The sequence below is a fragment of the Pollutimonas bauzanensis genome (assembly GCF_900129885.1).
In the GTDB taxonomy this organism is placed as follows: Bacteria; Pseudomonadota; Gammaproteobacteria; order Burkholderiales; family Burkholderiaceae_B; genus Pollutimonas; species Pollutimonas bauzanensis.
In genome coordinates this window covers 404,256-416,746 of the sequence record NZ_FQXE01000002.1, presented here as the reverse complement: position 1 = coordinate 416,746, position 12,491 = coordinate 404,256, and the positions used below count along the sequence as shown (strand labels likewise).

Annotated in this window: 10 protein-coding genes; 8 read left to right on the top strand and 2 right to left on the bottom strand. The window is 63.9% G+C overall.

The features are described from left to right. The first annotated feature begins 3 nt into the window (after nt 1-3). The gene (gene otnK, locus BUB23_RS05075) at nt 4-1,275 is read left to right on the top strand and encodes a 3-oxo-tetronate kinase (RefSeq protein WP_073102190.1); all 1,272 of its coding nucleotides are present in this window, start codon (nt 4-6) and stop codon (nt 1,273-1,275) included. Between the two features lie 49 nt (nt 1,276-1,324). Further along, nucleotides 1,325-2,017, top strand: a complete 693-nt coding sequence (locus tag BUB23_RS05070) for a class II aldolase/adducin family protein (protein WP_073102189.1) — start codon at nt 1,325-1,327, stop codon at nt 2,015-2,017. A gap of 16 nt (nt 2,018-2,033) precedes the next feature. On the opposite strand, the gene BUB23_RS05065 is transcribed toward BUB23_RS05070, so the two are convergent. Together BUB23_RS05065 and ppc are read right to left on the bottom strand one after the other, a co-directional pair. After that, on the bottom strand, nt 2,034-3,464 hold the full coding sequence (locus tag BUB23_RS05065; protein WP_084135757.1) for a CoA transferase: 1,431 nt from the start codon (nt 3,462-3,464) through the stop codon (nt 2,034-2,036). 56 nt (nt 3,465-3,520) lie between these two features. Beyond that, the gene (ppc, locus tag BUB23_RS05060; RefSeq protein WP_084135805.1) at nt 3,521-6,409 is read right to left on the bottom strand and encodes a phosphoenolpyruvate carboxylase; all 2,889 of its coding nucleotides are present in this window, start codon (nt 6,407-6,409) and stop codon (nt 3,521-3,523) included. 295 nt (nt 6,410-6,704) lie between these two features. On the opposite strand from ppc, the gene BUB23_RS05055 reads away from it, so the two are divergent. From BUB23_RS05055 to BUB23_RS05030, 6 genes are read left to right on the top strand one after another with little or no spacing between them, the layout of a single operon-like run. Further along, on the top strand, nt 6,705-8,024 hold the full coding sequence (locus BUB23_RS05055; RefSeq protein ID WP_073101999.1) for an NAD(P)/FAD-dependent oxidoreductase: 1,320 nt from the start codon (nt 6,705-6,707) through the stop codon (nt 8,022-8,024). 6 nt (nt 8,025-8,030) lie between these two features. Next, a complete protein-coding gene (locus BUB23_RS05050) occupies nt 8,031-8,924 on the top strand; it encodes a branched-chain amino acid ABC transporter permease (RefSeq protein ID WP_073101998.1) in 894 nt (297 codons plus the stop codon). Then, nucleotides 8,921-9,787, top strand: coding sequence for a branched-chain amino acid ABC transporter permease (locus BUB23_RS05045; RefSeq protein ID WP_073101997.1), 867 nt, complete (start codon nt 8,921-8,923; stop codon nt 9,785-9,787). The genes BUB23_RS05050 and BUB23_RS05045 overlap by 4 nt, the downstream gene beginning before the upstream one ends. Beyond that, a complete protein-coding gene (locus tag BUB23_RS05040) occupies nt 9,784-10,539 on the top strand; it encodes an ABC transporter ATP-binding protein (protein WP_073101996.1) in 756 nt (251 codons plus the stop codon). The genes BUB23_RS05045 and BUB23_RS05040 overlap by 4 nt, the downstream gene beginning before the upstream one ends. 3 nt (nt 10,540-10,542) lie before the next feature. Further along, entirely contained in the window at nt 10,543-11,286 is a 744-nt protein-coding gene (locus tag BUB23_RS05035) for an ABC transporter ATP-binding protein (protein WP_073101995.1), read from the top strand. Between the two features lie 55 nt (nt 11,287-11,341). Next, nucleotides 11,342-12,463, top strand: coding sequence for an ABC transporter substrate-binding protein (locus BUB23_RS05030; protein ID WP_073101994.1), 1,122 nt, complete (start codon nt 11,342-11,344; stop codon nt 12,461-12,463). The last annotated feature ends 28 nt before the right edge of the window (nt 12,464-12,491 follow it).

Below are 12,491 nucleotides of genomic sequence, written 5' to 3'. Positions count from 1 at the left end.
AACATGGGTATTAAATTAGGCTGCATTGCCGACGATTTCACCGGCGCCACGGACCTGGCCAATAACCTGGTCCAGGCTGGCATGCGGGTATTGCAGGCCATGGGCGTGCCGCCCGGGCCATTGTCGGCCGATGTCGATGCCGTGGTCATTGCGCTCAAGTCGCGCACCGTGCCCAGCGCCGAAGCCGTCGAAGATAGCCTCGCCGCCTTGCGCTGGCTGCAGGAGCAGGGCGCGGGACAAATTTATTTCAAGTACTGCTCGACCTTCGACAGCACCAAAGACGGCAATATAGGCCCGGTGACCGAGGCGCTGATGGACGCCCTGGATACCGACTTCACCGTCGCCACGCCCGCTTTTCCAGAGAACAAGCGCACGGTGTTCAAGGGCTATCTGTTCGTGGGCGACGTTCTGTTGCACGAAAGCGGCATGCAGAACCATCCGCTCACGCCGATGACCGATCCCAACCTCGTCAGGGTAATGCAGTCGCAATGCCGGCGCAAAGTGGGGCTGATCGACTATTCCCATGTGCAGCAAGGGCCCGCGGCGGTCCGGCAACGCATCGCCGACCTGCGCCGCGCGGGCGTGGGCATAGCGATTGTCGATGCGCTGACCAATCACGACCTGGCCAGTATCGGCTCGGCCTTCAAGGATATGCCGCTGCTTACCGCCGGATCGGGCCTCGCCATCGGCCTGCCGCAAAACTTCGGCATCTCGCCCGGCAGCCAGGCAGCGGTCTTGCCGGCGCCGGGCGGCGCGCGCGCCGTGGTGTCGGGCAGCTGCTCGGTGATGACCAACGCCCAGGTCGCCGCATTCATAAAGAGCGGCCGTCCTGCCTTCGCCGTCGATCCGGCCAGGGTGGCCGCCGGCGAGGATGTGGCCAATGGCATTTTGTCGCAAGCGCTGCCCTTGCTGGATGGCGGCCCCGTGCTGGTCTATTCGACGGCCGACCCCGGCTCGGTAAAGGCGGTGCAGGAAAAGCTGGGCGCCGCCCAGGCGGGCGCCATGATAGAGCATGTGATTGCCGCGATAGCCCGCGGCCTGGTCGAGGGCGGCGTGGGGCAACTGATCGTGGCGGGGGGCGAAACGTCCGGCGCCTGCGTCCAGGCGCTGGGCATTTCGCAAATGCAGATCGGCGCGCAAATCGACCCCGGCGTGCCGTGGTGCCACGCGCATACCGATATCCCGGGGAACCAGGGCATACATATCGCGCTCAAGTCCGGCAATTTCGGCGGCGAGGATTTTTTCGAAAAGGCCTTCGCCGCTTCGGCGCTGTAAGGCGGGTTTCCGCCGTTCATTGGATGGCATGGGTTTTCAAGAGGATGCGATGCACGAAAACGAAGCGCGCGAGGAAATGTGCCGGGTCGGCAAAAGCCTGTTCGAGCGGGGCTATGTACACGCCAGCGCGGGCAATATCAGCATGCGGCTGGACGACGGCTTCCTGATCACGCCGACCGATGCCTGCCTGGGCTTCCTGGATCCGGCCGCCTTGGCCAGGCTGGATGCCAAGGGCAATCATGTCAGCGGCGACCGCCCCAGCAAAACCATCGTCCTGCATCAGCGCATATACGCGGCGGCCCGGGCCTTCGACGGCGATACCGCCTGCGTGATCCATACCCACAGCCACGCCTGCGTGGCGCTGTCGCTGGCCGCCGCCGATACGCCGGCCGATGGCGCCGGCCGTGAGCTGATGCCGGCACTGACGCCTTATTTTGTGATGAAAGTGGGGCATGTGCCGGTGATTCCCTACCGCAGGCCTGGCGCGGCGCAGGCCGCCGACCTGGTCGCGGCGGCCATAGGCGCCTACGGCGGGCGCGGCACGCCGATACGCAGCGTCATGCTCGAAAGGCTGGGCCCCAATGTATGGCACGACACGCCCGCCGCGGCCATGGCGACACTGGAGGAACTGGAAGAAACCGCCAGGCTGTGGCTGGGCTGCAGGCAGTCGCCGCGGGCGCCCGAGCCTTTGGACGAGGCGCAGCTATCCGAGTTGCGCGAGGTTTTTGGCGCCCGCTGGTAGGTATTGCCGGTTTTTTTTATGGCGCCCACTGCGCCGCGCTGCTGCGCAGTGCGCTGGCGGGGTAGTCCCAACGCATGGGCACGCCCTCCAGTTCGCAGGGCGGCTTGAGCCGCCTGGCCGGGCCCCAGTCCGTCATTTCCATTTCCGCGCCGTAGTCGGCATCGCATTCCGGCTCGAAAGGCGTGTGGCCGCCCGAGGCGCGCGCCGGCTTCCGGGCCTCTTGCGCGGCGCCCGGCTCATCCGCGCCTTGCGACGCCAGCAGCTCGCCCGTGCGCGCCAACGACAAGCGGCTGAACGAGCCCTGGCCGGTTTGCAGGCGCTGCGTCAACCCATGCAAAACGGCCGCCGCCATGAGGTAGCCGGTGGCTTGGTCCAGCGCCTGGACCGGCAGCGGGGTGGGCCGGTCGCGGCCGAAATGCGCCATGCCCGCACAGGCGATGCCATTGCTCATCTGCACCAGGCTGTCGAATCCCCGACGCGTATTCCATGGCCCGCTCCAGCCATAGGCGTCCAGGCATACGTCCACCAGGCCGGGGCGGATGGCGTGGCGCGCTTCCCGGCCCAGACCCAGGCGCTCCAGGGCATCGGCGCGATAGCCATGGACGATGACATCGGCCTGGGCAAGCAGCGCCTTCATTTGCCCGAGCTGCTGCGCCACCCGGAAATCCAGCATGGCGCAGCGCTTGCCCAGGGTCACTTCCGGAACCATGCCGGGCTCGGTCCAGGACGGCGGGTCGATGCGCAGCACTTGCGCCCCGTAGGCGGCCAGAAAGCGCGTCGAGACGGGGCCCGCCAGCACGCGGGTGAGGTCCAGTATCTTGATGCCCTTGAGCGGGCGCAGGCGCGTCCCCGCCGCGGCGCCGGCCGGGCCCGCGCCGCCTTCTTCAATGTGGAACAGGGGCTCGGCCCCGACCGCCCAGCCTTGCGGATGCGCGGCCCATTCTTGCCGCGTGCGCATCATCGCCGCGCAGCCGCCGGCCTGCACGATGGCGTTTTCGAGATCCATGGCCTGCCAGCCCGATATGGCCCGCGCGACCGCGTCATGGCTGGCGCCCGCGCCCAGCACCGAGAGCGCCGCCGCCTGGTGGTGGGGCGCGTTGGCGTGCACCCGGAGCCAGCCATCGCGGGCTTGATAATCGCCGGTGACCGGGTCTCTGACCGAAGGCAGCCGCCACCCTTGCGGCCTCAAGGAAGTGCCGAACCAGAACGAGGCCAGCCGGCGGTCTATCGCGACCGCCGGGCCGGCGCCGAATTGTTGCCGCATATAGCCGGCCAGGGCCTGCGCCGCCGTGCCGATGGCCGCCACCGCGAGGGCGGTGACGGGGAAGGCGCTGGGCAGTTCGCCCGCGCCCGTCACCTCGGGCATGCCCGAGCCGGGAACACCGGCCCCGTCGGCAGCCGGGCGCAGGGCCTGGAAAAAAGTGGCGATGATGGAGGAGTCGTTCATAGTGCCCGCCCTTGCTCGAAATATTCCACTATGTGCATGATACGTTTTCGCGCGCTCTATCCCGAATTGCGCAGGCCCGCCGCGATGCCGTTGATGGTCATGTGAATGGCGCGCTGCGTGCGGCTTTCGCCGTCGCCGCCGCGGCCGGGCCGCTGGTTCGCCGAGCGGTGGCGCCGCAACAGTTCGACCTGCAGGTGATTCAGGGGGTCGATATAGGCGAAGCGTTCGCCCAGCGCGGCTCCCAGCAATTCGTCCTCGGCCAGCAGTTCGCGCTGGGCGACGCGCTTGAACATCTCCAGCGTCAGGGCAAATTCCTGCTCTATGCGGCCAAATATATTGCCGCGCAGCTTCTTGTCCGGCACCAGGCCGGCATAGCGCCGGGCGATGTCCAGGTCGGTCTTGGCCAGCACTTGCTCCATATTGGACAGCAGGGTCCTGAAGAATGGCCAGATGCGCGCCATTTCCCGCAACTGCTCCAGGCGCTGAGCCGGGCTGTCCGGGCTGTGCTCGCAGCCATTTTCCACATACGCCAGCAAGGCGGTGCCCACGCCGTACCAGCCGGTCAGCATCACCCGGCATTGGGCCCAGGAAAAGCCCCAGGGGATGGCGCGCAAGTCCTCGATCTTCTGGCTGGGCTTGCGCGCCGCCGGGCGCGAGCCGATATTCAGGCCGGCGATTTCCAGTATCGGCGTCGAGGCGAAGAAATAGTCATCGAAGCCGGGCGTTTCATAGACCAGGGCGCGGTAGCTTTGCTGCGCCACGCCGGCCATGAAATCCAGCGCCGCGCCGAAATGGGCCATATTGTCGTCTTCGGTCTGCGCCGCCGACGGGTTGGGCGTGAGGCTGGCTTCCAGCGTCGCGGCGACGAAATTTTCCAGATGCCAGCGCCCGACTTCCGCGTCCTTGTACTTGCCTTGTATGACCTCGCCCTGTTCGGTAAGGCGTATCTGCCCATTGACGGTGCCGGGCGGCTGGGCCAGGATCGCGTCGAAGCTGGAGCCGCCGCCGCGGGCGACCGATCCGCCGCGGCCATGGAACAGCCGCAGGCGGGTCTTGCGTTTCTTGAAGACCTGCACCAGCTGCCGTTCGGCGCGGTACAGTGACCAGGTGGAGGTCAGGTAGCCGCCGTCCTTGTTGCTGTCGGAATAGCCCAGCATGACTTCCTGTATGCCGTCCTGCGCATGGCGCACCCGGGCGGCCACTTCGGGCAGATCCAGCCAGCCGGCCATGATTTCCGGCCCGCGCATCAAGTCGGGTATGGTTTCAAACAAGGGCACCACCATCAGCCCGGCATGCCGTTTATCGGCGGCATGGCGGGGGGCGGGCGAGATAAGCCCGGTCTCCTGCTGCAGCACCAGCACTTCCAGCAAGTCGCTGAGCGTTTCGGTGTGCGACACCACGACCTGCTTGATGGCTTTTTCGCCGTACTTCCGGCGGCAGGCGGCCGCCGCGCGCAAGATGGCCAGTTCCTTTTCGGTCTCGGCCGAATAGCTGATCCAGGGCGACACCAGGGGGCGGACCTGCTGGAATTCCTGGCGCAGCAGGCCGATGCGGTCCTCCTCGGACAGCGCGCTGTAATTGACGGCCTTGCCGTTGTAGCGGACTTCGGCGGCCTTGAAGAGCTCGGTCAGGACGCGTTCATGCACGTCGGAGCTTTGACGCAGGTCGAGCGTGGCCAGATGGAAGCCGAAAATACTGACCGCCTGCAGCAGGCCCGACAGGCGCAGGGCGGCGATCAGCGAGCCATGGTGCTGGTTGAGCGAGTCGGCGACGATCTGCAAGTCGTGCTGGAAGGCCTGCGGATCGGAATAAGGCGGGGCGTCGTAGGTGGGGCGCAGCGCCAGCTGGCGGCCGGTAAGCGCCAGCGATGTGGCCGCCATGCGCGCGTACAAATGGATGAAGACACGCCGATAGGGCTCGTCGAGGCGGTGCGGGGAAGGATCCTGGCTGGCCTGCGACAGGGCCAGCAATTCGGGGCTGGCCTTGCCCAGCGACTGCGAAATGGAAATCTCCGTGCCCAGGTCCTTGATTTCCAGCAGATAGTGCTGCAGCGCCCGCGTGGACTGCCTGAGCAAGGCCTGCTCCAGCGTCGATGCGTCGACATTGGGATTGCCGTCGCGGTCCCCGCCTATCCAGCTGCCCATTTGCAGGAAGGGCGGCAGCGGCGCGGTGCTCACGTCGAATACGGTGCGCCCGGGCCGGCGCAGGCGCGCCGACAAGTCCTGGTACAGGCGCGGTATCGCGGTCAGGAAAGTGCTGGTGTAGTACGTCAGGGCATTGTCGATTTCATCGAGCACGGTCAGCTTCTGCTGGCGCAGCATGCGCGTCTGCCACAGCGCGGCGACCAGCCCGGCGAGGCGTTGTTCGGTGAGCTGTTTTTCCGACGGTGTGAGCCTGTCGCCGCTGTGAGCCAGCTGCCGCGCGATTTCCCGGTGCAGGTCCAGGGTGCTCTTGCGCTGGACCTCGGTCGGGTGGGCGGTCAGCACGGGGACGATGCAGGCGTCCTCCAGGTAGCGCAGGATCTTGCGGCTGCCCACGCCTTTTTCTTTCAGCAGGTCGAGCGCGTGCTGCAGGCTGCCGCGCATCGGGCTGTCGGCATGCAGTTCGTGCTGGCGCTGGCGCCGGTTCTGGTCGCGGTCCTCGGCAATGTTGGACAGGTGCAGGAAATAACTGAAGGCCCGGGCCACCGAATTGGCCTCCCGGTCGGCCAGCTGGCCTATCTGCCGTTCGAGGATGGCGCTGTCGGCGGCGTTGCCTTCGCGGCGAAACTTGACGGCGGCGCGCCGTAGTTTCTCGACCACATTGTAGATGGCTTTGCCTTCGCAATCGTTGATGACTTCTCCCAGTGTCTTGCCTAGCAGCCGGATGTCGTTGCGCAGCGCGGCGTGCTCCGGCTCAATGGCGACCAATAAGGATGGTGTCTGGTTTTCTTTTGTCTGGGTCATGGTAAGCATGGGTTGTTGGGCGCAAGGCATGTCTCGTGCAGCGCTGTTTTCGTGGGCCGGCTAAGGGATTATCGCAGAACCCGCCCGGTGTGCGCGGCTAACACAAAACGGCGATCTGGTCCATACATTAAGTCGGGGCCATTTGAGATTTTCAAGCCCATTAGTACATAACGAATTTGAACTTTGAACTACTTTGCCGCATACGTATATTCGCCGATATATATCCGATATACATAGTTGGCAACGCATGCATTGCTTGTGCAGCCTGCCCTTTTTTTCCGCTAGGAGTACATGAATGGCCGCGGTTGGCATTACCCCTGAAAACGACAAGACCAACGGCTGGAGCCGCATCTTGCCGCCGCGCGCGCCCAAGCCCGGCCTGGAAAAAGATCTGGTGGTCGATTGGGTGGTGGTGGGCGGCGGCTTGGTGGGCCTGGCCGCGGCGCGGCGCCTGGCGCAGAACCGTCCGGATGATTCCATTGCCTTGATCGAGGCCGACCGGGTGGGCGAGGGCGCCCAAGGCAGGAATGCGGGTTTCGTGATTGATTCGCCTCATAACGTGGGCAGTTCCATGGGCGAAATGGATGCGGCGCGGGATCACGTCCGTTTGGCGCGGACCGCCATTGCCAGCCTTTCGGAGCAGGTCAGCCGGCATGATATCCAGTGCGGCTGGGACCCTTGCGGCAAGCTGCACACCGCGGTGTCCAGGGAAGGCATCGAAAAGGTGCTCAAGCCGACCGTCGCCGTCCTGCAGGCGCTTGGCGAACCCCACGAATGGCTGGAAGGGCGGGCATTGCACGAGCGCATAGGGTTCACGCATTTTTCGGCGGGCATCTATACGCCCGGCGCGGTACTGGTCAATCCGGCGGCGCTTACCCGCGGCCTGGCCGATAACCTTCCCGGCAATGTGACGCTGTACGAAGGCACGCCGGTGCTGGACGCGCAGTACGAGCCCGAGATCCGTCTGAAGACGCCGCGGGGCACGGTGCGCGCCGGGAAGCTTATCCTGGCGGTCAACGTATTTGCGGGCCAGTTCGGTTTCTTTCGCGACCGGCTGATACCGGTCGCCGCCTATGCCAGCCTGACGCGCCCCCTGGACGCGCGCGAGCAGGCGGCCTTGGGCGGGTTGAAAACCTGGGGCTTGACGCCGGCAAACGCCTTTGTGGGCGTCACCATGCGGCGCACGCGCGATCAGCGCATCTTGATCCGGCAGAATATGCGCTACGAACCGAGGTTGAGCCGCAGCGACGAGTCGCGCCGGCAGGCCCGCGCGGTTCATCAGCGTATTTTTGATGAACGCTTTCCGGGCCTCAAGGGTGTGACCATGGAGCACACCTGGACGGGCTTTATCTGTTTCTCTCGCAATGGCAGCCCCGGCTTCGGCCGGCTTGCGCCCAATGTGTACTCGGCGGTGTGCGATAACGGCCTGGGCCTGACCAAAGGCACGGTGTCCGGATTGCTGATCGCGGACAAGGCCAGCGGCGTCGATAACCCGCTGATCGCGGCCTACGAGTCGCTGGGACGGCCCAACCGCCTGCCTCCACGTCCATTCCTGGACGTCGGCGTGCGGGCGCGGTTTGGCTGGGAACTCTGGCGCCACCGCAACGAGGCGTGATTCATCATGATATTCCAGCAGTTGCTCAATGGCCTGGTCACGGGCAGCACCTATGCTTTGTTTGCATTGGGCTTCACCTTGATTTTTGGTGTCCTGCACGTGTTGAACCTGGCGCATGGCGCCGTCTTCATGGTGGGGGCTTTTGTCGGCCTGTATGCCGTGACTGTTGCCGGTCTTTCCTTGCCGCCGGCTTTATTGGCGGCCATGCTGGCCGGTGGCCTGGCAAGTGTGGCGGTCGACTGGCTGGCCCTGCGCCCTTTGCGCAGACGCGGCTCGTCGGAGTTCGCCGCTATCATTTCGTCCCTGGGTATTGCCCAGGTGTTGATGAGCGCCGGCCAGGCAGTGTCGCAAACGCAGATCATGCGTTTTCCATTCGGCACATTTCCCGTAGTCGTTTTTCAGTTTTGGGGCCTGCGCCTGTCGTTGCTGCAGATTGTGATCGTGGCGCTTTCCCTGATTCTTTCCCTGGCCTTGCTGGCATTTCTTTTCTGGAGCGGCTTCGGTCGGCAGATACGCGCGGTGGCCATTTCTGAAAAAACCTCGTCGCTGCTGGGTATTCGTCCCGGAGCGGTCTACTTCCAGACTTTTTTTATCTCGGGTGCGTTGGCGGGCGCGGCGGGCGTGGTGATCGGGCTGGCATTCAATTCCGTGCATTTCCTGATGGGGGAGCCTTATCTATTGCGCGCTTTTGTCGTGATCGTGCTGGGCGGGCTGGGCAGCATAGGCGGGGCCTTGATAGGCGGTCTGCTATTGGGCATAGTCCAGACCTTTACTGTCAGTTATCTGTCCTCGGCCTTGAGCGATGCCATTATCTATAGCCTGCTGTTCAGCATTCTGCTCGTCCGGCCGTCGGGCCTGTTTGGCAAGCTGCACATCGAAACCCGGGTGCGGCGGGCATGAGCAGCTTCTTGTCGGGTCAGTTGTCGTTATTCGAATTGGTGCTGGTCAATGGCGTGTTGGCCTACAGCCAGTACATTGCTTTGCGCGCGGGGGTATTTTCCCTGGCGACGGCGGGCTTTGCTTCGCTGGGCGCGTATGCCGCGGCCTTGCTGGCATTGCGTTTTGGCTTGCCCGCCGGGGCGGGCCTGCTGGCGGCCGCTTCGATAGGGGCGCTGGCCGGCGCCCTGCTGGCTTGGCCGCTGGCGCGCTTGCGCGGCGTATTCCAGGCCATCGCCACCTTGGCATTTGTACAAATTGTGATGTCGATAAGTTTGTACTGGGAGTCGTTGACAGGCGGCGCCTTGGGTTTGAATGGCATCCCCAATTTGGTGGGCCCTGGCCATTTGCTGGTGGTCGTCGCCATTGTGTTGTATTTGCTCAAGGCCTTGTCGGGGACAGGGATAGGGCGCGCTTTCGACACCATACGCCAGGACGAAACCGTGGCCGTATCGCTGGGGATCTCGGTGGTCAGGCATCAGCGCCTGGCGTTTGCCTTGAGCGGCGCCCTGGGCGGCCTGGGGGGCGGGCTTGTTGCCTACCGCAATTATTCCCTGGTGCCTGAAGACTTCGGCTTTCCCTTGATCATTGCGGCGCTTGGCTTCGTGGTGCTGGGAGGACGCAACGCCGTCCTGGGGCCTTTGGCGGGGGCCTTGATTTTGACGCTGCTGCCGGAAGTGGCGCGGCCATTGGCTGATTACCGTTTAGCGGTAAACGGCGCGCTGATGGTGCTGGCAATCATCTACTGGCCTTATGGCGTCGTCGATACGCTGGGCCTGCGCTGGCGGCGGCGCAAGGCGGAACGGCTTGCGGAGGCGCAGCCATGAGCGGGTTGAAGCTGGACAATGTCAGCCGTCGGTTCGGCGGCCTGAGCGCCGTCAGCGAGGTGACGCTGTCGGTATCGCCGGGGCGCATTACCGGCCTGATCGGCCCCAATGGGGCGGGAAAGACAACGCTGGTAAATCTGATCAGCGGCTTGCTGCGGCCTACGCAGGGGGTCATCAGCATCGATGGCGAAGATATTTCCGACATCGAGCCGGACCAGGTGGCGCGCCGTGGCATTGCCCGTACTTTCCAGACTATACGCTTGCTGAAAGAGGCCAGTGTGCTCGATAACGTCGTGGCGGGTTTTCATCGCCATGAGCGCAGTTCTGCGCTGTCGGCCTTGCTGGGCTTGCCGTCGGCGCGGCGCGAGACGGCTCGACTGCGCGAGCATGGCGCGGCCTTGCTGCAGCGTTTCGATATGCTGAAATACGCCAGGCAAGCGGCGGGCAATTTGTCCTACGGGCACCAGCGCAGGGTGGAAATGATGCGTGCCCTGGCCGCGCGGCCGCGGCTGTTGCTGCTGGATGAACCTGTGGCGGGCATGAACGATCGCGAAGCCTATGCGCTGGGCGGGATCTTTGCTTCACTGGCTGCTGATGGCCTGGCAGTCTTGCTGATCGAGCACAATATGCGTTTTGTCATGTCGCTATGCCAGGAGTTGCATGTCCTGGACGCCGGCCGGCTGATAGCCTCTGGCGAACCGCGCGCGCTGCGGGCGCAGGCCGCTGTTGTCGCTGCGTACCTGGGGGGCTGATTCATGCTGGAAATTGCATCGGCCGTGGTTTCTTATGGCCGTATCCAGGCGGTACGCGATGCGTCATTGCGGGTTTCCGAAGGGGAGCTGATCGCCTTGATCGGGCCCAATGGCGCGGGTAAAAGCACTTTGCTCAATGCGGCCAGCGGCCTGTTGCGCGCGCATAGCGGCAGTATCATGTTTGCCGGTCATCACATTGCTGGATGGCGGCCCGACAAAATAGCCCGCGCCGGCTTGCTGCAGGTCCCCGAGGGGCGGCAGGTGCTGGGGCCCTTGAGCGTCGAGGACAATTTATTGCTGGGCCGGCAGGCGGCGGCGGGCCGCCCGCCGCGGCATGCCCTGGACGACATCTACCGTTTGTTTCCCATTTTGCAAGAGCGCCGCCAGCAGAAAGCCGGAACGCTTAGCGGCGGCCAGCAGCAAATGCTGGCAATAGGCCGTGCATTGATGGGATGTCCCCGACTGCTGATGCTGGATGAACCCAGCCTGGGGCTGGCCCCCATTATCGTCAAGCAAGTGTTCGACGCCTTGCGCGACTTGCGTGAAACCGGCCTGACTATTTTGCTGGTCGAACAAAATGCCAGCCTGGCGCTGGCGATCAGCGATCGCGCCTACGTGATGGAGCATGGGCGCATCGTGCTGGGCGGACCCAGTGCCGAACTGCGCCACGACCCCAGAGTCATCGAGCATTACCTGCCTTCCATCGACGCGGACGCGTCCGGCGACGCGCCTGTTTTTCCTGAATGAACTTCGAAGCCCATGTCCGTCCTTTTGTCTTCTTCTTTTAGGTGAGCTGTAGATCATGAGAAAACTTTTGATATCCTTGATTTCGCTGGCGGCGCTGGCTGCCTCGGCGCTGGCCACGGCCCATGCGCATGAGGTCGTCGTGGGCGTGCCGGTTTCATCCTCCGGCATTTTTGCCTTCGCCAACCTGCCGGCGCGCAATGGCATCGAACTGGCGGCCGAAGAGGTCGCCCGGTCGGGCGAGTTGGGCGACGCCACGCTGAAACTGTTGATTGAAGATACCGCCAGCGACAAGAATCAGGCGGTCAACCTGGTCCATCGTTTTATCAATACGAACAATGCGGTACTGATACTGGGCCCCACGTCCACTGTCGAAGCGCAGGCTTATTTGCCGATTGCGCAAAGCAGGAAAATACCGGCGCTGACCCAGGCCTCGGGCGACGTGGCCCCGATAGGCGAGTGGATATTCAAGGCCAATGCGGCGCCCGCAAAAATCGTGGAAAGCCTGGCTTTGCGCTATGCCAGGGATTACCAGCCCAAGCGCGCCGCGTATATTTTCAATCGCGACAACGAGTCGTATCTACAGCAGAAAGATGGCATAAAGAGGCCGCTGGAACAGGCTGGCGTGAAAACCGTGATTGAAGAAACCATTGTGGGTTCCGATACGGACTTCAGCGCCATTGTGACCAAGGTGGTTGCGCGGGACATCGACACGCTGGTGGTGTCCACGACAGGCGAAGCCACGGCCAATATTGTCATACAGGCCAGGCAGGCGGGTTTGCCGTCTACGGTGCGTATCGTGGCGACGCCGTCGGCGGCATCGCACCAGTTCGTCAAGGTGGGCGGGCCGGCCGTGGAGGGTGTGATCTTCACTTCGGATTACTTTATCGGCAATCAGTCGGAATTGAACCAAAAGTTCGTTGCCGCCTACAAGAAGAAGTATGGCATCGAGCCCGATACCTTTGCCGCCATTGGCTATTCGAACCTGAAGACGGCCGCGGCGGCCGTCAAGAATGCCGGCCCGGACTACAGCCCCGAGTCCATACGCAGGGCGCTGGCAGGTATCAGGGATCTGCCCACCGTGCTGGGCAATGGCATTTTGACGCAGACGGCATCGCGCACGCCCATTTACGATGGCGTGGTGCTGACCATTCGCGACGGCAAGATTGTCCAGTTGTAATTGGCGTGTCTCGCGGGCGTGGCGGCCG

Coding starts and splice junctions, on each gene's coding strand:
- otnK (WP_073102190.1), top strand. CDS start 4: ATGGGTATTAAATTAGGCTGCATTGCCGACGATTTCACCGGCGCCACG.
- BUB23_RS05070 (WP_073102189.1), top strand. CDS start 1,325: ATGCACGAAAACGAAGCGCGCGAGGAAATGTGCCGGGTCGGCAAAAGC.
- BUB23_RS05065 (WP_084135757.1), bottom strand. CDS start 3,464: ATGAACGACTCCTCCATCATCGCCACTTTTTTCCAGGCCCTGCGCCCG.
- ppc (WP_084135805.1), bottom strand. CDS start 6,409: ATGACCCAGACAAAAGAAAACCAGACACCATCCTTATTGGTCGCCATT.
- BUB23_RS05055 (WP_073101999.1), top strand. CDS start 6,705: ATGGCCGCGGTTGGCATTACCCCTGAAAACGACAAGACCAACGGCTGG.
- BUB23_RS05050 (WP_073101998.1), top strand. CDS start 8,031: ATGATATTCCAGCAGTTGCTCAATGGCCTGGTCACGGGCAGCACCTAT.
- BUB23_RS05045 (WP_073101997.1), top strand. CDS start 8,921: ATGAGCAGCTTCTTGTCGGGTCAGTTGTCGTTATTCGAATTGGTGCTG.
- BUB23_RS05040 (WP_073101996.1), top strand. CDS start 9,784: ATGAGCGGGTTGAAGCTGGACAATGTCAGCCGTCGGTTCGGCGGCCTG.
- BUB23_RS05035 (WP_073101995.1), top strand. CDS start 10,543: ATGCTGGAAATTGCATCGGCCGTGGTTTCTTATGGCCGTATCCAGGCG.
- BUB23_RS05030 (WP_073101994.1), top strand. CDS start 11,342: ATGAGAAAACTTTTGATATCCTTGATTTCGCTGGCGGCGCTGGCTGCC.